Below are 18,045 nucleotides of genomic sequence, written 5' to 3'. Positions count from 1 at the left end.
GGAACATCGATCACTGACGCGATCAACGCGGCGTTGACAAGGGCGATGGCTCAAGGGGGAAAGGGGCGGCTGTGGCCGCGAACGCCAGCCATGCCGAAACGCCAGGGCAGATCCTGCGCCCGACTGATGCCGATACGCGGCCCCACCAGCAGGTCGGGCCGGTCCGGGGACAGGCCGATAAACAGTTCCGGGCCATCCAGGGGCATACCGTCATCGTCGGACCGGACGCCAAGCGCCTGGGTCAGCCGCCCCGGCCCGTTGCACAGCATGGGACTGTTGCGGCGCGCGGCCATTGCCTCGATCCCTGTGGTGGGGTCCAAGGCGCGGATCAGGACCGCCTCGCCCGGGCGGGCGACCACGTTCAGGCACAGGTGGATGCCATAGGACCGATAGACATAGGCGTGCCCCGCTGGTCCGAACATCGACGCATTGCGCGCGGTCGGGCCGCGAAAGCTGTGCGATGCGGGATCGTCGCGGCTGTAAGCTTCGGTCTCGATGATGGTCCCGCCCGCGCCACGGACCAGAAGGGTCGCCCCGATCAGCCGCCGGGCAAGATCGACCGCATTCATCCCGGAAATCCGCTCGGCAAAGGAAAGGGCAGCCGTCATGGGATCAGGTTTCGGGCCGGGACACGAGATAGGCGGCGATGGCGGTGCAGATCGCGGCCTGCGTCGCGACGACCCAGACGGGCATTCCGACGAACAGGCTGAAGCCCACCCCGCAGCCCATGGCCAGCGTCGCCCAGATCTTGGCCAGGCGGCTGATCGCCCCGCGTTCGCGCCAGGCCCGGACAGGCGGGCCATAGGTCGGATGGTTCAGGATCCGCCGTTCCAGTTGCGGGCTGCTGCGCGCAAAGGCTGCTGCGGCCAGCAGCAGAAAGGGCACGGTCGGCACCACGGGCAGGGCGATCCCCACGATGCCCAGGGCCAGGGACAGCAGTCCGGCGGCATACCACAAGGGACGCATCAGGCCGCCAATTCCCGCAGGATGGCATTCAGCAGGGGGCGCCCCGCGCGGGTGGTGCGCAGCCGCCCGCCGCTGCGTTCGACCATGCCCAGGTCTGCCAGCCGGCTGACCGCGTCCTTGTCCAGGGGGGCGCCTGCCAGCCGGGCATAACGGGCCTCGTCCAGTCCTTCGGCCAGCCGCAACGACATCAGCAGGTATTCGGTCGCCTGTTCGTCCAATGGCACCGCCTCGCGCAGCGATTCGCCCGATCCCTGGCGCTCGACGGCGTGAAGCCAGGCGCCGGGGGCGCGATGCGCCTCGGTGGCAAGGCGGCCGCCAGGTTCGCCGATGGAGGGCAGGGTGATGCGGCCATGGGCGCCGGGTCCGACCGCCGCCCAATCGCCCTGGCGCCAATAGACCTGATTGTGGCGACTTTCCGAACCGGGACGGGCATGGTTGGATGTCTCGTATCCCGCCATCCCCGCTGCTTCGCAGATGTCCTGGGTTTCCAGATACATATCGGCGGCCAGATCGTCGTCAGGCAGGTCGCGCAGCTTGCCCGCCGCCGCCCGTGCGCCAAAGGCCGTGCCGGGTTCGATGGTCAACTGATACAGCGACAGGTGATCCACGGCCATCGCCAGGGCTTCGGTCAGTTCAGCCCTCCAGGCCTGGGGCGTCTGGTTCTGCCGGGCATAGATCAGGTCAAAGCTGACCCGGTCGAAGCAGGCGCGCGCCACGTCAAGGGCCTCGCGCGCCTCGGCCACAGAATGCATCCGGCCTAGGGCGCGCAGATCGGCGTCGTTCAGCGCCTGGATGCCCATGGACAGGCGGTTGACGCCTGCATCGGCAAATCCCCGGAAACGGCCGCGTTCGACGCTTGTGGGGTTGGCCTCCAGCGTGATCTCGATGTCGTTGGCGAACCCCCAGGCGGCGCGGGCGGCGCGCAGGACCGTATCGACGGTTTCGGGTTCCATCAGCGATGGCGTGCCGCCGCCGAAGAAGATGCTGCCCAGGTGACGGCCGGGCAGTTCCGCGCCAAGCCGGGCGATTTCGGACGACAGCGCATCGGCCCAGCGGGCTTGGTCCACGGCAGGCAACACATGGCTGTTGAAATCGCAATAAGGGCATTTCGCCTGGCAAAAGGGCCAATGGACGTAAAGGCCAAAGCCCCCCGCCCGCCAGTCCGCCTCTGCAAAGCCGTCCTGCCCCGGCATCATCATCCGCGCATCGCCGTGACTTCCACCTCGACCTTCATCTCGGGCCGGATAAGCCCTGCGATAACCATGGTGGCGGCGGGGCGGATGGTGCCCATGGCCTCGCCCAGGGCAGGGGCGATCGCCTCCATCACGGCGGCGTCGGTGACGGTGTATTGCACGCGCACGATGTCTTCGGGGGCAAAGCCTGCCTCCTTCAGCACGGAAAAGATCGTGGCAAAGCAGTTGCGGGCCTGCTGGCAGGGATCGTCCGGCATGGTCATCGTGGCATAGTCATACCCCGTTGTGCCGGACACGAAGCACCAGTCGCCCTTCACAACGGCGCGGCTGTAACCCATGGCGGCCTCGAAGGGCGATCCGGTGGATATCCTATGCAAAGCTGCCCCTTATCATCCGCTCCACCGCCCGTGCCCGGTGGCTGAGGCTGTTCTTCATCTCGGGCGACATCTCCCCCAGGGTCACATCGTGGCCGTCCGGCATGAAGATGGGGTCGTAACCGTGGCCTTCAACCCCGCGCGGCGGCCAGACGACCTGGCCGGGCAGCACGCCCTCGAACACCTCGTCATGGCCGTCGGGCCACATCAGCACCAGGGTGCAGCGGAACTGGGCGGCGCGCGGGGCGGGGGCGCCTCTGGCTTCCAGTTCGTCCCAGGTGCGCTGCATGGCCATGCGGAAGTCACGGCCCTGGCCGGTCTCGGCCCAGTCGGCGGTGTGGACGCCGGGCGCGCCGTCAAGCGCATCGACGCAGATCCCGCTGTCGTCGGACAGCGCGGGCAGGCCGGTTGCCTCTACAGCGGCGCGGGCCTTGATGCGGGCATTGCCGACGAAGGTTGTTTCGGTTTCCTCAGGCTCGGGCAGACCCGCCTGGGCCGAACCCGTGACCTCGACGCCAAAAGGGGCCAGCAGGGCGCGCATCTCGTCCAGTTTGCCCGCGTTATGGGTCGCCACCAGCAGGCGGGTGCCCTCAAAATGCCTCATGCGGTGGCGGCCTTCTGGGCGGCGACCAGTTCGGCCATGCCGCCTTCGGCCAGATCCAGCAACTGTCCCATCTGGTCGCGCGAGAAGGTCGCGCCCTCGGCCGACATCTGCACCTCGATCAGGCGGCCTGCGCCTGTCAGGACAAAATTGCCGTCGGTGCCTGCCTCGCTGTCCTCGGCATAGTCCAGATCCAGAACCACCTGGCCCGCATAAAGTCCGCAGGACACCGCCGCCACATGGTCCATGATCGGGTCGCTTGTGATCGCGCCTGCCTTCAGCAGCTTGTTCACGGCCAGCCGCAGCGCGACCCAGCCGCCCGTGATGGATGCGCAGCGGGTGCCGCCATCGGCCTGGATCACGTCGCAGTCGATGGTGATCTGCCGTTCGCCCAAGGCACTGCGATCCACGCCAGCCCGCAGGCTGCGCCCGATCAGGCGCTGGATTTCCTGGGTGCGGCCCGATTGCTTGCCCTGGGCTGCCTCGCGCCGATTGCGGGTGTTGGTGGCGCGCGGCAGCATCCCGTATTCCGCCGTGACCCAGCCCAAGCCGGTGCCTTTCAGGAAACGCGGCGGCGTTTCCTCCAGCGATGCCGTGCACAGCACATGGGTGTTGCCGACACGGATCAGGCATGACCCTTCGGCATGGGCCATCACGCCGGTTTCGATTGAAATCGGACGCATTTGGCTTAGATTCCGGCCAGACGGGCGCATGGTCATTCCTTTTCGAGAGATTGGCTGCCCAATACCGCCCCAACGGGCCATCACGCAACCCTTCGAGGGACATGGACCGGAAAACGCCGCTGCAGGATTTGAACGACCGGTCGCGCGAAATCTTTCGCCGCGTGGTCGAGACCTATCTAGAAACAGGCGAGCCTGTGGGTTCGCGCACGCTGACCCGCGCCTTGTCCGAAAAGCTGAGCGCGGCGACCGTGCGCAACGTGATGCAAGATTTGGAATTCATGGGGCTGCTGGACAGCCCACATACCTCGGCCGGCCGGATGCCGTCCCAGCAGGGGCTGCGGCTGTTCGTGGACGGCATGATGGAGGTGGACGCCGTCACCGCCACCGACCGCGCGGCCATCGACCAGACGCTGGGCAACGACGATCCCGATACGGGCGTGCTGCTGGACCGGGTCAGCACGGCGCTGTCATCCATCACCCGCGGCGCATCCCTGGTGCTGATGCCCAAGCACGAGGCGCCGATCCGGCATATCGAATTCGTCAGCCTTGGTCCCGACCGGGCACTGGTGGTGCTGGTCTTTGCCGACGGCCATGTGGAAAACCGCCTGTTCACGCCGCCCGTGGGCCAGACGCCCTCGTCGATGCGAGAGGCGGGAAATTTCCTGAACGCCATGGCCGAGGGAAAGACCCTGTCCGAACTGCGTGGCCATATCGGTCGGGAAATCGCGGCGCGGCGTCAGGAACTGGACGTGCTGGCCGCCGAACTGGTGCAATCGGGAATGGCCCAATGGGATGCCGGGTCCAGCGATCCGCGCCTGATCGTGCGGGGCCGGGCCAACCTTCTGGACCAGGAGGCCGCGGATCTGGACCGCATCCGCGTGTTGTTCGACGACCTGGAACGCAAGCGCGACATCGTGGAATTCTTGGAATTGACCGAGAAAGGCGAGGGGGTCCGCATCTTCATCGGGTCGGAAAACAAGCTTTTTTCGCTTTCGGGTTCCGCTCTGGTGGTTTCACCCTATATGAATGCCGATCGAAAGATTGTAGGCGCGGTTGGCGTCATCGGACCGACACGGCTGAACTATGGCCGGATCGTGCCGATCGTCGACTACACCGCGCAGCTGGTCGGGCGGGTGCTGTCCGGCCGGAAAGGATGAAAAGACGATGAACGAGCAAAACGAACAGCCCCTTGACGATATCCTGGCGGATCCCCTGACTGACCCGGCAGGCGAAATCGCCGCCCTGACGGCTGAACGCGACGAATTCCGCGACAGGTTCATGCGGGCATTGGCCGACGCCGAAAACTCGCGCAAGCGGGCCGAAAAGGACCGCCGGGACGCGGAACAGTATGGCGGATCCCGCCTGGCGCGCGACCTGCTGCCGGTCCATGACGCGCTGACCCGTGCGCTGGATGCGGCGGGCGACGAACAGCGTGCCGCCGCAAGCGCCCTGATCGAAGGCGTGGAATTGACCCTGCGCGAACTGTCCAACGTCTTTGCCAAGCATGGCATTGCCGTGATCACCCCTCGGCCCGGGGACAAGTTCGACCCCAGCGAACACGAGGCGATGTTCGAAGCCGCCGTTCCCGGCACCATTGCGGGGGAAATCATCCAGGTGATGGACAATGGTTTCCGGCTGCACGACCGGCTGCTGCGTCCGGCCAAGGTCGGCGTGTCCTCGACGCCCGCAAGCTGACCGCACGGCGCCCCGGTTCGTCGGGGCGCTACAACCTTCCGCTGACTTGCCGAATGTTCCCAATGGCGCGACGCTGGGTTCACAATCGGTTCATCGGGAGGGAAGAACCATGGCCAGCACCGAGGGGGTAAAGATCCACCCCGCCGTAGATAACGGCATAAAGGCAGGCAATTCCAGTTTCGGGGGTGGCACGCTTACCTGCAAATGCGCGACGAAGCCGGTCAAGGTCCGGGTCGGCGCGCAGACCGCGCATAACCACGTTTGCGGCTGCACGAAATGCTGGAAGCCCGACGGGGCGGTCTTCAGCCAGGTGGCCGTCGTGTCGCGCGACGCGGTCCAGGTTCTGGAAAACGGCGACAAGCTGCAGATCGTCAACAAGGACGCGCCGATCCAGCGCTACGCCTGCATCGGCTGCGGCGTTCATATGTATGGCCGGATCGAGAACAAGGACCATCCGTTCTATGGATTGGACTTTGTCCATACGGAACTGTCGACCGAAGCCGGCTGGTCGGCCCCCGAGTTCGCGGCCTTTGTCAGTTCGGTCATCGAGTCGGGCGTGGATCCGGCACAGATGGACGGCATCCGGGCGCGGCTGCGCGAACTGGGTCTGGAACCCTGTGACGCGCTGTCGCCGCCCCTGATGGACGCCATTGCCACCCATATCGCCAAGCGTTCCGGCGCCCTGGCTGCTTGACGGGACGCTGATCCCTGCATGAAATCCGGGGGCCGCGTCGCGGCCCCTTTGGCCTTGACCGCCCGTGACCCTTGCGGGACGCTCGAACGAACTAGGAGATCCATGATGAGAACCCGTGCCGCCGTAGCCCTGGAAGCTGGCCGACCCCTGGAAGTGATGGAGGTCAACCTGGAAGGCCCGAAAGCGGGCGAGGTGATGGTCGAGATCAAGGCCACCGGCATCTGCCACACCGACGAATTCACCCGGTCGGGCGCCGACCCTGAAGGCATCTTCCCCTCGATCCTGGGCCATGAGGGCGCAGGCATCGTGGTCGAGGTCGGACCCGGCGTCACCAGCGTGAAGCCCGGCGATCATGTCATCCCGCTTTACACCCCCGAATGCCGCCAGTGCGCGTCCTGCCTTTCGGGCAAGACGAACCTTTGCACTGCGATCCGCGCCACGCAGGGCCAGGGACTGATGCCCGACGGCACCACCCGGTTTTCCATGCTGGATGGTACCCCGATCTATCACTACATGGGCTGCTCGACCTTCTCGAACTATACGGTGCTGCCTGAAATCGCGGTGGCCAAGGTCCGCGAGGACGCGCCCTTCGACAAGATTTGCTATATCGGCTGCGGGGTCACCACCGGAATCGGCGCGGTGATCAACACCGCCAAGGTGGAAATCGGCGCCACGGCCGTGGTGTTCGGCCTGGGCGGCATCGGTCTGAACGTGATCCAGGGCTTGCGCCTTGCAGGGGCCGACAAGATCATCGGCGTCGACCTGAACAACGACAAGAAGCCGATGGCCGAGCATTTCGGCATGACGCATTTCATCAACCCCAAGGAAATCGACGGCTCGGTCGTGCAGGAAATCGTCAACCTGACGAAAACCCCCTTTGACCAGATCGGCGGCGCGGATTATTCCTTTGATGCGACCGGCAGCACCAAGGTGATGCGCGACGCGCTGGAATGCACCCATCGCGGCTGGGGCGTCTCGGTCATCATCGGCGTGGCGGCGGCGGGCGCGGAAATCAGCACCCGGCCGTTCCAACTGGTGACCGGCCGGGTCTGGAAAGGCACGGCCTTTGGTGGCGCGCGCGGGCGCACGGATGTGCCGAAGATCGTTGACTGGTACATGGACGGCAAAATCGAGATCGACCCGATGATCACCCACACCATGCCGCTGGAAGACATCAACGAGGGGTTCGAACTGGCCCATCGCGGTGAATCGATCCGCTCGGTCGTCCTTTACTGATCCTTCACGGCTGCATAGGTAAAAGAACGGCGGGGCCGCTGGTCCCGCCGTCGCCATGAGATAAAAAGGAGCAGGCCGATGCGTCACCAGTGGCTGGACGATGACGACGACGATGAACCGGAAGAAGACGACCGGCGCCACGACGGCGAAAAGGATGGCGGCCTGGGCCTTCCCGAAGGCGACAAGATCGGCAAGCTGTACTTCAAGTCGCGCACGGTGATTGTCGCGGGCACCATCAACGACAAGCTGGCGCAGCGCACCGTGGCGCATCTGCTGGCCTTGGCCGAGGACAGCGACAAGCCGATCAACATGCTGATCTCCTCGCCCGGCGGGCACGTGGAATCGGGCGACATGATCCATGACGTGATCAAGTTCATCCGACCCAACGTGCGCACCATCGGCTCGGGCTGGGTGGCGTCGGCGGGTGCGTTGATCTTTGTCGCGGCGAAAAAGGAAAACCGCTACTGCCTGCCCAACACGCGCTTCCTGATCCACCAGCCCTCGGGCGGGATCGGCGGCACGTCGTCTGACATGATGATCCAGGCGGAACAGGTGCGGCTGATGCGCGACCGTCTGAACCAGATCTTTGCCGATGCCACCGGCCAGAGCGTCGAGCGTATCGAGAAGGACACGCAGCGCGATTTCTGGCTGAACACCCAGGAGGCGCTGGACTATGGCTTGCTGGGACAGGTGATCCGCAGCGTGGACGAGTTGAAATGACCGGCGGCGGGGTGGAAATCCGCCCCGCGACCCCGGCCGATCACGACGCCATCTGGGCCATCCTGAAACCCGTCTATCGCGCGGGCGAAACCTATTGCATTCCCCAAGACATTTCCAGGTGCGATGCCCTGGCGGACTGGTTCGCCCCTCCCTTCACGGCCTTTGTGGCAATCGCCGATGGCCGCATCCTGGGCACCAGCCATGTTGGCGCGAATCGTCCCGGCGGCGGATCCCATGTGGCCAATGCGTCCTTTGCCACCCATCCCGATGCGCGGGGCAGGGGGATCGCCCGTGCCCTGGTGGACCATGCGAAAACCTGGGCGGCGGCGCAGGGATTTGCGGCGATGCAGTTCAACTTTGTCGTTTCGACCAATGCCGATGCCGTCCATTTGTGGCAGAAGGCCGGATTTGCCATTGTCGGCAGGTTGCCGGGGGCGTTTCGTCACCCCCGGCTTGGGCCGGTCGACGGACTGGTCATGTTTCAAAAACTGGAGGTGTCGGATGACGCTTGAAACCCTTTCCGAAAACCGCAGCTTTGGCGGCACGCAGGGCGTTTACCGCCACAGATCGCAATCCACCGGGACCGACATGACCTTTGCGGTCTTCATGCCCGAACTGGTGGCCCAGGAACGGGTGCCGGTCCTGTGGTACCTGTCCGGGCTGACCTGCACCCACGACAACGCCATGACCAAGGCCGCAGCCCAGCAATGGTGCGCCGAGGCGGGCATCGCCATCGTCTTTCCAGACACCTCTCCGCGCGGCGACGACGTGGCCGACGACGAGGCCTATGATCTGGGCAAGGGCGCGGGCTTCTATGTCAACGCGACCCAGGATCCGTGGAAGCCGCATTTCCAGATGTGGCAATATATCGTCCACGAACTGCCCGAACTGGTGGCCGACAATTTCGCCATCGACCGCGAGGCGATGGGGATCACGGGCCATTCCATGGGCGGGCATGGCGCGCTGACCATCGCCATGACCCATCCCGAGCGATACAAGTCCGTGTCAGCCTTTGCGCCCATCGCCAACCCGACCGAATCCGACTGGGGGCAGAAACAGCTGTCGGCCTATCTGGGGGATGACCGGTCGACCTGGCGCGCCCATGACGCGACGATCCTGATGACGGAGCGCGGCTTTCCCGGAGAGGTGCTGATCGACCAGGGCAGCGCGGATCAGTTCCTGGACAAGCTGCGCCCCGAATCGCTGGCCCAGGCGATGATGGCGCGCCGCCAGCCCGGCCAATTCAGGATGCAGCCCGGCTATGACCACAGCTATTTCTTCGTCCAGTCCTTCATGGCCGATCATGTGATGTGGCACGCCGAAAGATTGCTGTAAGGACATTGCCGAACTTTCCCGTCCGTTCTGGCATTTCGCCCTAAGACTTTAGGGGCAATTGCCGGGACGGCAGATTGACGCAAGGCATTGTCCGCCAAAGACTACCTCCAGGACTGCGACAGGAGGAGGGAACCTGTCGCACGCTTCCAACAGCGGAGGAATAAATCCATGAAAAGATTGCTGAACAGCACGGTCGCCGTGCTGCTTCTGACGGGCGCGGCGGGCTATGCCAACGAAAGCGTCCTGACCGAGACGGCCAAGCCCGAACAATGGGCAATCCAGACCGGCGATTACGCCAACCATCGTTATTCCGAACTGGACCAGATCAATCGCGAAAACGTGGGCGATCTGCGGGTGGCCTGGACCTTCTCGACCGGCGTTCTGCGCGGTCACGAGGGCAGCCCCCTGGTGATCGGGGACATCATGTATGTCCACACGCCGTTCCCCAACAATGTCTTCGCCCTGGATCTGGCCAACGACGGCAAGATCCTGTGGCGCTATGAACCTCAGCAGGATCCGGAAGTCATCGCGGTCATGTGCTGCGACACCGTCAACCGCGGTGTGGCCTATGCCGACGGGATGATCCTTCTGTCGCAGGCCGACACCACCGTGGTGGCGCTGGATGCCAAGAGCGGTGAAGTGAAGTGGTCCACCAAGATCGGCGATCCGGCGATCGGCGAAACCCTGACCGCGACCGTGATGCCGGTCAAGGACAAGGTGATGGTCGGTGTCTCGGGCGGTGAATACGGGGTGCGCGGTCGCCTGACCGCCCTGAACCTGGCCGACGGGACCGAGGCATGGAAAGCCTATTCGACCGGTCCCGACGACGAAATGCTGGTCGATCCCGAAAAGACCACCCATCTGGGCAAGCCGGTCGGCGCCGACAGCAGCCTGAACAGCTGGGAAGGCGATCAGTGGAAGATCGGCGGCGGCTCGATCTGGGGCTGGTTCTCCTATGACCCGGATCTGAACCTGGTTTACTACGGCACCGGCAACCCCTCGACCTGGAACCCGTCGCAGCGTCCGGGCGACAACAAGTGGTCGATGACCATCATGGCCCGCGACGCCGATACCGGCATGGCCAAGTGGTTCTATCAGATGACGCCCCATGACGAATGGGACTTTGACGGCGTCAATGAGAACATCCTGACCGACCAGGAGATCGACGGCCAGCCGCGCAAGCTGCTGACCCACTTCGATCGTAACGGCTTTGGCTATACGCTTGACCGTGAAACCGGCGAATTGCTGGTGGCCGAAAAGTTCGATCCGGCCGTGAACTGGGCCACCCATGTGGAAATGGACCCCAACAGCGACCAATACGGCCGCCCGCAGGTCGTGGCCGAATACTCGACCGCCCAGAATGGCGAGGACGAGAACACCACCGGCATCTGCCCTGCGGCCCTTGGCACCAAGGACCAGCAGCCGGCGGCCTATTCGCCCAAGACCCAGACCTTCTATGTGCCGACGAACCACGTCTGCATGGACTATGAACCGTTCCGCGTTGCCTATACGGCAGGCCAGCCCTATGTCGGCGCCACCTTGTCGATGTATCCGGCCCCTGACAGCCATGGCGGCATGGGCAACTTCATCGCCTGGGACAACGTCGAGGGCAAGATCAAGTGGTCGCTGCCCGAGCAGTTCTCGGTCTGGTCTGGCGCCTTGGCGACGGCTGGCGACGTGGTCTTCTATGGCACGCTGGAAGGTTATCTGAAGGCGGTGGATGCCGACACGGGCGACGAACTGTACAAGTTCAAGACCCCGTCCGGGATCATCGGCAACGTGATGACCTATGAACACGCGGGCAAGCAGTACATCGGCATCCTGTCGGGCGTCGGCGGCTGGGCCGGGATCGGTCTGGCAGCAGGCCTGACCAACCCGAACGAAGGCCTGGGCGCCGTGGGCGGCTATGCGGCCCTGTCGGATTACACCGAACTGGGCGGCCAGCTGACCGTGTTCGAGCTGCCGGGCGAGGCCTCGGCCTCGGCCGAGCCGGCTGCCGACCCTGCGGCGGAACCGGCGCCTGCCGAAGGCGGCACCAGCGGCTAATACTTTCGGCCCGCTAACGTAAAGTTGCGCTATCCAACGCTCCCCCCGAGGATAATCTCCGGGGGGAGTTTTACCTGAGGAGGACCGGGTAAATTGAATTTCGGGAGGAATGAGACAATGAAAGCCATCACCAGCCTTGCGTCCCTGGCGCTTGCCGCGACCGTGGCAACGACTGCATTCGCGCAGGAAGCGACAACCCAGACCCCCCCGCCCGCCGAGGCCGGCGCAGGCGCGGCAGCCGCCACATCCGGCGCGGCAGCAGCAGCCGAACCCGCAGCACCCGCCGGGGGGGACGATGCGCCCGTCGAGATGGCCGAGGGGGCAACCACCCTTCCCAATGGCATGGACATCACCCCTGTCACCGAGGAAAACGGCCGCTGGTACAATGCCGAGGGCATTCCGACCTTCAAGATCGACAACAATGTCGTCGATTTCGCGACCTTCAACGGGTTCCGCCGCTATCATGCGGAATGCCATGTCTGCCACGGTCCTGACGGCGAAGGGTCCACCTATGCCCCGGCCTTGAAGAATTCAGTCCTGCGCATGGACTACTATGAATTCCAGGAAGTCGTGGCGTCAGGACGCCAGGGCACGAACTCGGTCATGCCTGCGTTCGGGACGAACAAGAACGTCTGGTGCTATGTCGATGACATTTATGTCTATCTGCTGGCCCACGGGACCGGAGAGATTCCGCGCGGCCGTCCTGCGGAACGCGCAGACAAGTCCGACGAATACACGGCGCAGGAAGATTCCTGCATGTCGATGTAACATGGGCATCCTTCGCTGGCTGATGGCGGCGGTCGTTCTGGGCGGGCTGCCCGCCACGGCCCAGGTGGCGGATCTGCGGTCCACCACGCAGTTTCGGGTCTGCGCGGATCCGGCCAACGCCCCCATGTCGATGCGCGACGGATCGGGCTTTGAAAACAAGCTGGCAGATGCATTCGGGGAATGGCTGGGCGTGCCTGTCACCTATACCTGGTTCCCCTCGGGCATGGGCTTCATCGCCAGGACGCTGCGGACAGGGGATTGCGACGTGGTGATGGGCTATGCCCAGGGTGATGAGCTGGTGCAGAACACCAACCATTACTATACCTCGGTGTTCGGGATCGTGACGCGAAAGGACGGCGACCTGGCTGGGGTCGATTACCTTTCCGATCCGGCCTTGAAGGGCCATCCGATCGGTGTGATTGCCGGATCGCCGCCTGCAACGATCATGGCGCGGGCGGGGCTGGCCAAGGATATGCGCGGGGCCGACCTGTTCGTGGACCGCCGCGTCAAGGATCCCGTTGGCGACCTGATCGGGGGCGTCAAGGACGGCACGCTCGATGCGGCCGTTTTGTGGGGACCGCTGTCCGGCCCTCGGGTCAAGGACGATCCCGATCTGCAGTTCACGCCGCTGTTGAAGGAAACAGCGGGGCCGAAGATGTTCTATCGCATCACCATGGGGGTGCGGCTGTCTGAACAGGAATGGAAGCGGGAACTGAACAGCCTGATCCGCCGCCACCAGGACGACATCAACGCCATCCTGCGTGACGCAGGCGTGCCCCTGGTCGACGACTACGGCAAGGAGCTGGTCCAGTGATCCGCGCGGTCTTGCTGGCGCTGCTGCTGGCAGGACCGGCAACGGCCCAGGTGCCTGAACCTGACGCCTATCGGGGCGAGCCTTATCGCGCGCCGGTGCCCGCGACGCTGCGCGGTGCCACGGTTGTCGATGCGGGTGATGCCATCCGGCTGCATGGCGAAAACGTCCCGTTCCTGGACGTGCTGCCCCGCAAGACACGGCCCGAAGGCCTGCCCGAGGGCACGATCTGGCGCGAACCGCCCCATGAAACCATCCCCGGTGCGGTCTGGCTGTGGGATACCGGCTGGGAAAACCTGGCCCCTGCCGAACAGGCGCGGTTGGAACGGGGCCTGGAGCAGGTGTCGAAGGGCGACCGGGCGGCGCCCATGGTGATCTTCTGCCGCAGCGACTGCTGGATGAGCTGGAATGCCGCCCGCCGTGCGGTTGCCCTGGGCTACAGCGGCGTCCACTGGTTTCCCGGCGGGATCGAAGGCTGGCTGGCGGCGGGCGGCGCGCCCCTGGTCAAGGCTGTGCCTGTCGGCCCGTGAACTGGCCAAAGGCGCGGGGACCAGAGGGCATCTCGATCTCTGCCGTGATGGTCAGGCTGGCCGCGTCCATGACGACAAGCGTGTCCGATTCCCAGTTTGCCACCGCAACCGCATCGCCGCCGGGCAGGGTGCCGATGCCCTCCGGGTAATCGCCGACTGGCACCTCGGCCAATACGGCCAGGCTGCCGGGGTCGAACACCGTCAGCGTGCCTGCGTACTGGTTGGTGACGAACCCCCGGCCCCCCGCGAAAGCCACGGCATAAGGGTGGCTGCCGGTCGGGACGTGGCCCGCCAGCGTCCCTGTCCGGGGGTCGATCACGGAAACGCTGTCGCCCTGAACATCCGCTGTCCAGAACCGCCCGTCATGGAAGGTGATCCCGAAGGGATGCGCGCCCGCTGTCTTGACCTTGTGCAGCAGCGCGCCCGTTCCGGCGTCAAAGATGCTGACCCCGTCGTTGTCGCGATCCGCCGTTGCCACCCATTGCCCGTCAGTGCTGACCGCCACCCCGGCAGGGGCAGCGCCCGTGGGCACGTCCCAGACCACCTGCAGGCTGCGGTCCAGATGCACAAGCCGCGCCCCGAACCAGTCTGTCACGAACAGACCGCCCCCCGGCGCCGCGGCCAGGCCGAATGCGCCCTCGCCCAAGGCGTGGCTGGCCGTGACGCCCCCTGCCTCGTCCAGGATGTAAAGCTGCCCGGTATCCGCCGCGATCACATAGGCGCGGCCCGCTGCCGGATCATAGGCCACGGGCGCGGGCTTGCCCGCAATCGGCGTCTGGGCCAGCACCTTGCCCGATTCCAGATCGACAAGCGTGACCATGTCCGCGTTCTGGCTTGTCACGAAAGCCAAATCCCCCGCTATTGCGGGGGATGCCAGCATCAATGCCAGTGCGGCAAGCCTCACTCGGCCTTGCCGAATCGTTCGACCAGGGCGTCGATGCCCGCCTGATAGATGCCGTTGACCGCCGCCATGGCGGCGTCGTCATTCAGGTTGGCCGGGGGATCGTTGTTGGGAAAGCCGCGATAGAACCCGGCCTTCCAGACCACCTCGGCACGGCCGTCCTTGTCCTTGACCTGTATCGTGGACGAGTAGTTCGTGACCGGCAGAACCTCGACCGCGACGTCGGTGATCATGTATTTGTATTGGCGCTTGTCCGGGTCGATGGACATCAACTGCTCGGTGATGGTCGGATCGCCGCTTTCCGCCTTCAGGTGCAGGACGCGCGTCGATTCCTCGGGGACATCGGCAGGCGCGCCTTCGGGCGTCATTTCGGTACGGGCCACGGCGGGATGCCAGCCCATGTCGTCGAACTTGCCGATCACCTGCCAGACCTCGTCCGGGGTGGCGTCCAGGACAACCGATTGTTCGGTCTTCAGGCGCGCGGGCCCATGGGCTTGGGCACCAAGGGGCAGGGCCAGCGTCGCGGCGACGGCAAGGCCCAGGATCTTCTGCATCATCTGTCCGCTTTCCTCCAAATGTCCACCACCATGCGACGTCGGGGCCAGGGCGTCCATACGACATAAGATTGATCCAAATCTTCCCGATCGCGCCGGGAACATAAACCGTCTTGTCCCACGCCCCGCCGCGACCCAACATGACAGGCAGGGAGACGAAAAATGTTCAAGGGAATCATAGGACTTTTGGCTGGTGCCGCTGTGCTGGCCGGGCCTGCCATGGCCCAGCAGCCTCAGCCCGAGATGCAGCAGATCCGCGCGGCCGTGCTGCGCGTGGACGAGGAAAGATTGCCCCCCATTTCCCGGCTGGATCTGCCGGTCGAGGATCTGGGATTCGCAGGCGCGCGCCTGGCGATCGAGGACAACGACACAACCGGGCGCTTCATGAACCAGGATTTCGAGGCGCTCGAGATCACCGCCACGCCCGAAACGGCGGGCGCGGAACTGGACAAGATCCTGGCCGAGGGGATCCAGTTCGTCGTGGTCCTGGCCGACGACGCCACGACCCTGGCCCTGGCCGACCAGGCAGGTGACCGCGCCATGCTGCTGAATGCCCGGGCGCGGGGCGATGCCTTGCGGGGGACCGATTGCCGCGCGAACACCATCCATGTCGCGCCCAGCCACGCCATGCTGGCCGACGGGCTGGCGCAGTTCCTGATGTGGAAGAACTGGCCCGACTGGCTGCTGGTCAAGGGCAGCCACCCCGAGGATGAAAACCTGGCCGCCGCCTTTCGCCGTTCCGCCGCCAAGTTCGGCGCCAAGATCGTCGAGGAGCGCGTTTACGAAGATACCGGCGGCGCCCGCAGCACCGATTCGGGCCATGTTCAGGTCCAGGCACAGATGCCGGTATTCACGCAGCGTGCGCCCGATTACGACATCCTGATCGCGGCGGACGAAAGCGACATCTTTGCCCCTTACCTGCCCTATCTGACCTGGGATCCGCGTCCCGTGGCAGGATCGGCCGGCCTAGTCCCGCGAAGCTGGCACCCGGCGATGGAGGCCTGGGGCGGGACGCAGTACCAGAACCGTTTCGAACGCCTGGCGAACCGACCCATCCGAGAGGAAGATTACCAGGCCTGGCTGGCCCTGCGCATCGTTGGCGAGGCCGCAACCCGCACCCAGTCCGCCGATCCGGTGGAATTGCGCGAATTCATCCTGTCGGACGGGTTCGACGTGGCGGGCTTCAAGGGCCAGAAACTGACAGTGCGCGACTGGGACCACCAGGTCCGCCAGCCGATCCTGCTGACCACCGGACTGCTGACCACCTCGGTCAGTCCGCAGGACCAGTATCTGCACCAGACCAGTGCCCTGGATACGCTGGGCATCGACCGTCCCGAAACCGAATGTTCCTTTTGAGAGGTTCCATGAAGCATATCCTCGCCCTGGCCCCCGCATTTGCCCTTTTGGCGGAACCGGCGCTTGCCAACCGCGTCTTCGTCACCAATGAAAAAGGCAACGATGTCACGGTCCTGGACAGCGACACGCTGGAGGTGATCGGCACCTATCCGGTGGGCAACCGTCCGCGCGGCATCACCATTTCCCCCGACGGGACCGAGCTTTACGTTTGTGCCTCCGACGACAACCTGGTCCGGGTCTTCGATCCGAACACGATGGAGGAATTGCATACCCTGCCGTCCGGCCCCGATCCCGAACTGTTCGTGCTGCATCCGTCCGGCAATCCTCTGTATGTCGCGAACGAGGATGACAACCTTGTCACCGTGGTCGACGTGAAGACCAAGCAGGTGCTGGCCGAAATCCCCGTGGGCGTTGAACCCGAGGGCATGGGCGTCAGCCCGGACGGCAAGATCGTCATCAACACGTCGGAAACGACGAACATGGCGCATTTCATCGATACCGACACCTTCGAGATCGTCGCCAACGTCCTGGTCGATTCGCGCCCCCGCTTTGCCGAATACAACCACGACGGCACGAAACTGTATGTCAGCGCCGAGATCGGCGGCACGATCAGCGTGATCGACCCCGCGACCCAGCAGATCACCAACAAGATCACCTTCGAGGTTCCGGGCGTCCTGCCCGAGGCGATCCAGCCCGTCGGTGTGCGCGTGACGAATGACGGCAAGAAGGTCTTCGTGGCGCTCGGGCCGTCGAACCGCGTGGCCGTGATCGACGGCGAAACGGACGAGGTCAAGGATTACCTGCTGGTCGGCCAGCGGGTCTGGCAGATGGCCTTCACGCCTGACGAGAAATACCTGTTCACCACCAACGGCAATTCCAACGACGTGTCCGTGATCGACGTGGCATCCGAGGAAGTCGTCAAGTCCGTGCCCGTAGGCCAGCAGCCCTGGGGCGTCGTCGTCGCGCCCAATTGATGCGGCCCACCCTATTCACCAAAGAAGGAAAACCCATGACCCGTTTGCTGACCGTTCTGATGATCATGGCCGGCCTGTCGGTTCCCGCCGCAGCACAGGACGCTGCCGCCACCGAAGACGCCGCTGCGTCTGAGGCGGCCCCCGAGGCCGCTGCCGCGACCGAAGAAGACGACGACGACGACGAGGAAGAAGCAGGCGGCGAAGCTGCGGCGACCTATGACGCCAAGGGCAAGTTCGACTATGGCTTCTCGGGCATCATGGCGCGCGACAACCGCACCGACCTGGCGCCGCTGACGCTGGCTTCGGGGCAGCCGGTCGCGGGCGGGGAATACGCCCTGAAGTCGGGCGGCTTCTATCGTATCGCCATCAATGCCGATGGCAGCCAGGAACTGGCCTTGTCGGGCGGCGATTTCTTTCGGTCGATCTGGATCAATGAGATCGTCATCAACGACATCGAGATCCGCCCGATGGGTGTCCACAGCATCGAATTCGACAATGCCGGCACGGCGGTGATCAGTTTCATTGCAGTCACGCCGGGACGCTATACATTGTCGGTGCCGGGATCTTCGGGCGAAAGCCAGCAGGCCGTGTTCAACGTCCAGTAAAGG

At 64.7% G+C, this 18,045-nt stretch carries 22 protein-coding genes; 14 read left to right on the top strand and 8 right to left on the bottom strand.

The window, feature by feature from the left end; genetic code table 11:
• Window positions 1-50: 50 nt before the first annotated feature.
• The 6 genes from Q5701_RS01780 to rph are packed head-to-tail and all read right to left on the bottom strand — an operon-like array spanning window position 51 to window position 3,847.
• A complete protein-coding gene (locus Q5701_RS01780) occupies window positions 51-569 on the bottom strand; it encodes a DNA-3-methyladenine glycosylase (RefSeq protein WP_306755506.1) in 519 nt (172 codons plus the stop codon).
• Window positions 570-612: 43 nt separating this feature from the next.
• The gene (locus Q5701_RS01775) at window positions 613-966 is read right to left on the bottom strand and encodes a YbaN family protein (protein ID WP_306753440.1); all 354 of its coding nucleotides are present in this window, start codon (window positions 964-966) and stop codon (window positions 613-615) included.
• Window positions 966-2,165, bottom strand: coding sequence for a radical SAM family heme chaperone HemW (gene hemW / locus Q5701_RS01770; protein WP_306753438.1), 1,200 nt, complete (start codon window positions 2,163-2,165; stop codon window positions 966-968). Before hemW ends, Q5701_RS01775 begins: the two co-directional genes overlap by 1 nt.
• A complete protein-coding gene (locus Q5701_RS01765) occupies window positions 2,162-2,536 on the bottom strand; it encodes a RidA family protein (RefSeq protein ID WP_306753437.1) in 375 nt (124 codons plus the stop codon). The genes hemW and Q5701_RS01765 overlap by 4 nt, the downstream gene beginning before the upstream one ends.
• Complete coding sequence (rdgB, locus tag Q5701_RS01760) at window positions 2,529-3,137, bottom strand: RdgB/HAM1 family non-canonical purine NTP pyrophosphatase (protein ID WP_306753435.1); 609 nt, start codon at window positions 3,135-3,137, stop codon at window positions 2,529-2,531. The genes Q5701_RS01765 and rdgB overlap by 8 nt, the downstream gene beginning before the upstream one ends.
• On the bottom strand, window positions 3,134-3,847 hold the full coding sequence (gene rph / locus Q5701_RS01755) for a ribonuclease PH (RefSeq protein WP_306753434.1): 714 nt from the start codon (window positions 3,845-3,847) through the stop codon (window positions 3,134-3,136). The genes rdgB and rph overlap by 4 nt, the downstream gene beginning before the upstream one ends.
• A gap of 71 nt (window positions 3,848-3,918) precedes the next feature.
• Between rph and hrcA the strand changes: the two genes are divergently transcribed.
• The 11 genes from hrcA to Q5701_RS01700 all read left to right on the top strand — a co-directional run bounded on the left by hrcA (window position 3,919) and on the right by Q5701_RS01700 (window position 13,652).
• On the top strand, window positions 3,919-4,974 hold the full coding sequence (gene hrcA / locus Q5701_RS01750; RefSeq protein WP_234854364.1) for a heat-inducible transcriptional repressor HrcA: 1,056 nt from the start codon (window positions 3,919-3,921) through the stop codon (window positions 4,972-4,974).
• A gap of 7 nt (window positions 4,975-4,981) precedes the next feature.
• Window positions 4,982-5,512 (top strand): nucleotide exchange factor GrpE, encoded by a 531-nt coding sequence (locus Q5701_RS01745; protein WP_234854363.1) that lies wholly within the window; start codon window positions 4,982-4,984, stop codon window positions 5,510-5,512.
• A 109-nt stretch (window positions 5,513-5,621) separates the two neighbouring features.
• Complete coding sequence (gene gfa, locus Q5701_RS01740; RefSeq protein WP_306753433.1) at window positions 5,622-6,206, top strand: S-(hydroxymethyl)glutathione synthase; 585 nt, start codon at window positions 5,622-5,624, stop codon at window positions 6,204-6,206.
• Window positions 6,207-6,311: 105 nt separating this feature from the next.
• Complete coding sequence (locus Q5701_RS01735) at window positions 6,312-7,442, top strand: S-(hydroxymethyl)glutathione dehydrogenase/class III alcohol dehydrogenase (protein WP_234855859.1); 1,131 nt, start codon at window positions 6,312-6,314, stop codon at window positions 7,440-7,442.
• 78 nt (window positions 7,443-7,520) lie between these two features.
• Window positions 7,521-8,162 carry an ATP-dependent Clp protease proteolytic subunit gene (locus tag Q5701_RS01730; RefSeq protein ID WP_234854360.1) on the top strand — a complete coding sequence of 214 codons (642 nt, stop codon included), beginning with the start codon at window positions 7,521-7,523 and terminating at the stop codon, window positions 8,160-8,162.
• Complete coding sequence (locus Q5701_RS01725; protein ID WP_306753432.1) at window positions 8,159-8,674, top strand: GNAT family N-acetyltransferase; 516 nt, start codon at window positions 8,159-8,161, stop codon at window positions 8,672-8,674. The genes Q5701_RS01730 and Q5701_RS01725 overlap by 4 nt, the downstream gene beginning before the upstream one ends.
• Complete coding sequence (gene fghA, locus Q5701_RS01720; RefSeq protein WP_234854357.1) at window positions 8,664-9,497, top strand: S-formylglutathione hydrolase; 834 nt, start codon at window positions 8,664-8,666, stop codon at window positions 9,495-9,497. Before Q5701_RS01725 ends, fghA begins: the two co-directional genes overlap by 11 nt.
• A 168-nt stretch (window positions 9,498-9,665) precedes the next feature.
• A complete protein-coding gene (locus Q5701_RS01715) occupies window positions 9,666-11,543 on the top strand; it encodes a methanol/ethanol family PQQ-dependent dehydrogenase (protein WP_306753431.1) in 1,878 nt (625 codons plus the stop codon).
• Window positions 11,544-11,660: 117 nt separating this feature from the next.
• Window positions 11,661-12,311: a c-type cytochrome, methanol metabolism-related gene (locus Q5701_RS01710; RefSeq protein WP_306753430.1), complete on the top strand. Its 651-nt coding sequence runs from the start codon at window positions 11,661-11,663 to the stop codon at window positions 12,309-12,311.
• A gap of 1 nt (window position 12,312) precedes the next feature.
• The gene (locus Q5701_RS01705) at window positions 12,313-13,125 is read left to right on the top strand and encodes a quinoprotein dehydrogenase-associated putative ABC transporter substrate-binding protein (protein ID WP_306753429.1); all 813 of its coding nucleotides are present in this window, start codon (window positions 12,313-12,315) and stop codon (window positions 13,123-13,125) included.
• The gene (locus Q5701_RS01700; protein ID WP_306753428.1) at window positions 13,122-13,652 is read left to right on the top strand and encodes a PQQ-dependent catabolism-associated CXXCW motif protein; all 531 of its coding nucleotides are present in this window, start codon (window positions 13,122-13,124) and stop codon (window positions 13,650-13,652) included. The genes Q5701_RS01705 and Q5701_RS01700 overlap by 4 nt, the downstream gene beginning before the upstream one ends.
• Here the strand turns inward: Q5701_RS01700 and Q5701_RS01695 are convergent.
• Both Q5701_RS01695 and Q5701_RS01690 read right to left on the bottom strand, forming a co-directional pair.
• Window positions 13,627-14,532, bottom strand: a complete 906-nt coding sequence (locus Q5701_RS01695; RefSeq protein WP_306753427.1) for a Vgb family protein — start codon at window positions 14,530-14,532, stop codon at window positions 13,627-13,629. The genes Q5701_RS01700 and Q5701_RS01695 overlap by 26 nt on opposite strands.
• Window positions 14,533-14,552: 20 nt before the next feature.
• On the bottom strand, window positions 14,553-15,110 hold the full coding sequence (locus Q5701_RS01690; protein ID WP_373568604.1) for an SRPBCC family protein: 558 nt from the start codon (window positions 15,108-15,110) through the stop codon (window positions 14,553-14,555).
• Window positions 15,111-15,269: 159 nt separating this feature from the next.
• Between Q5701_RS01690 and pedA1 the strand changes: the two genes are divergently transcribed.
• Genes pedA1 through Q5701_RS01675 form a run of 3 tightly spaced genes read left to right on the top strand, consistent with a single transcriptional unit; the run spans window position 15,270 to window position 18,042 of the window.
• A complete protein-coding gene (gene pedA1 / locus Q5701_RS01685; protein ID WP_373568603.1) occupies window positions 15,270-16,463 on the top strand; it encodes a lanthanide ABC transporter ABC transporter substrate-binding protein PedA1 in 1,194 nt (397 codons plus the stop codon).
• Between the two features lie 8 nt (window positions 16,464-16,471).
• Window positions 16,472-17,437 carry a YVTN family beta-propeller repeat protein gene (locus tag Q5701_RS01680; RefSeq protein WP_234854350.1) on the top strand — a complete coding sequence of 322 codons (966 nt, stop codon included), beginning with the start codon at window positions 16,472-16,474 and terminating at the stop codon, window positions 17,435-17,437.
• 35 nt (window positions 17,438-17,472) lie between these two features.
• Window positions 17,473-18,042, top strand: coding sequence for a cupredoxin domain-containing protein (locus Q5701_RS01675; RefSeq protein ID WP_306753426.1), 570 nt, complete (start codon window positions 17,473-17,475; stop codon window positions 18,040-18,042).
• The last annotated feature ends 3 nt before the right edge of the window (window positions 18,043-18,045 follow it).

The sequence above is a fragment of the Paracoccus actinidiae genome (assembly GCF_030863885.1).
GTDB classification, from domain to species: Bacteria; Pseudomonadota; Alphaproteobacteria; order Rhodobacterales; family Rhodobacteraceae; genus Paracoccus; species Paracoccus everestensis.
Note: the sequence above shows the minus strand (reverse complement) of the source record. Positions and strands in the feature narration are given on the sequence as shown.

Coding starts and splice junctions, on each gene's coding strand:
- Q5701_RS01780 (WP_306755506.1), bottom strand. CDS start 569: ATGAATGCGGTCGATCTTGCCCGGCGGCTGATCGGGGCGACCCTTCTG.
- Q5701_RS01775 (WP_306753440.1), bottom strand. CDS start 966: ATGCGTCCCTTGTGGTATGCCGCCGGACTGCTGTCCCTGGCCCTGGGC.
- hemW (WP_306753438.1), bottom strand. CDS start 2,165: ATGATGATGCCGGGGCAGGACGGCTTTGCAGAGGCGGACTGGCGGGCG.
- rdgB (WP_306753435.1), bottom strand. CDS start 3,137: ATGAGGCATTTTGAGGGCACCCGCCTGCTGGTGGCGACCCATAACGCG.
- rph (WP_306753434.1), bottom strand. CDS start 3,847: ATGCGCCCGTCTGGCCGGAATCTAAGCCAAATGCGTCCGATTTCAATC.
- hrcA (WP_234854364.1), top strand. CDS start 3,919: ATGGACCGGAAAACGCCGCTGCAGGATTTGAACGACCGGTCGCGCGAA.
- Q5701_RS01745 (WP_234854363.1), top strand. CDS start 4,982: ATGAACGAGCAAAACGAACAGCCCCTTGACGATATCCTGGCGGATCCC.
- gfa (WP_306753433.1), top strand. CDS start 5,622: ATGGCCAGCACCGAGGGGGTAAAGATCCACCCCGCCGTAGATAACGGC.
- Q5701_RS01735 (WP_234855859.1), top strand. CDS start 6,312: ATGAGAACCCGTGCCGCCGTAGCCCTGGAAGCTGGCCGACCCCTGGAA.
- Q5701_RS01730 (WP_234854360.1), top strand. CDS start 7,521: ATGCGTCACCAGTGGCTGGACGATGACGACGACGATGAACCGGAAGAA.
- Q5701_RS01725 (WP_306753432.1), top strand. CDS start 8,159: ATGACCGGCGGCGGGGTGGAAATCCGCCCCGCGACCCCGGCCGATCAC.
- fghA (WP_234854357.1), top strand. CDS start 8,664: ATGACGCTTGAAACCCTTTCCGAAAACCGCAGCTTTGGCGGCACGCAG.
- Q5701_RS01715 (WP_306753431.1), top strand. CDS start 9,666: ATGAAAAGATTGCTGAACAGCACGGTCGCCGTGCTGCTTCTGACGGGC.
- Q5701_RS01710 (WP_306753430.1), top strand. CDS start 11,661: ATGAAAGCCATCACCAGCCTTGCGTCCCTGGCGCTTGCCGCGACCGTG.
- Q5701_RS01705 (WP_306753429.1), top strand. CDS start 12,313: ATGGGCATCCTTCGCTGGCTGATGGCGGCGGTCGTTCTGGGCGGGCTG.
- Q5701_RS01695 (WP_306753427.1), bottom strand. CDS start 14,532: ATGCTGGCATCCCCCGCAATAGCGGGGGATTTGGCTTTCGTGACAAGC.
- Q5701_RS01690 (WP_373568604.1), bottom strand. CDS start 15,110: ATGATGCAGAAGATCCTGGGCCTTGCCGTCGCCGCGACGCTGGCCCTG.
- pedA1 (WP_373568603.1), top strand. CDS start 15,270: ATGTTCAAGGGAATCATAGGACTTTTGGCTGGTGCCGCTGTGCTGGCC.
- Q5701_RS01680 (WP_234854350.1), top strand. CDS start 16,472: ATGAAGCATATCCTCGCCCTGGCCCCCGCATTTGCCCTTTTGGCGGAA.
- Q5701_RS01675 (WP_306753426.1), top strand. CDS start 17,473: ATGACCCGTTTGCTGACCGTTCTGATGATCATGGCCGGCCTGTCGGTT.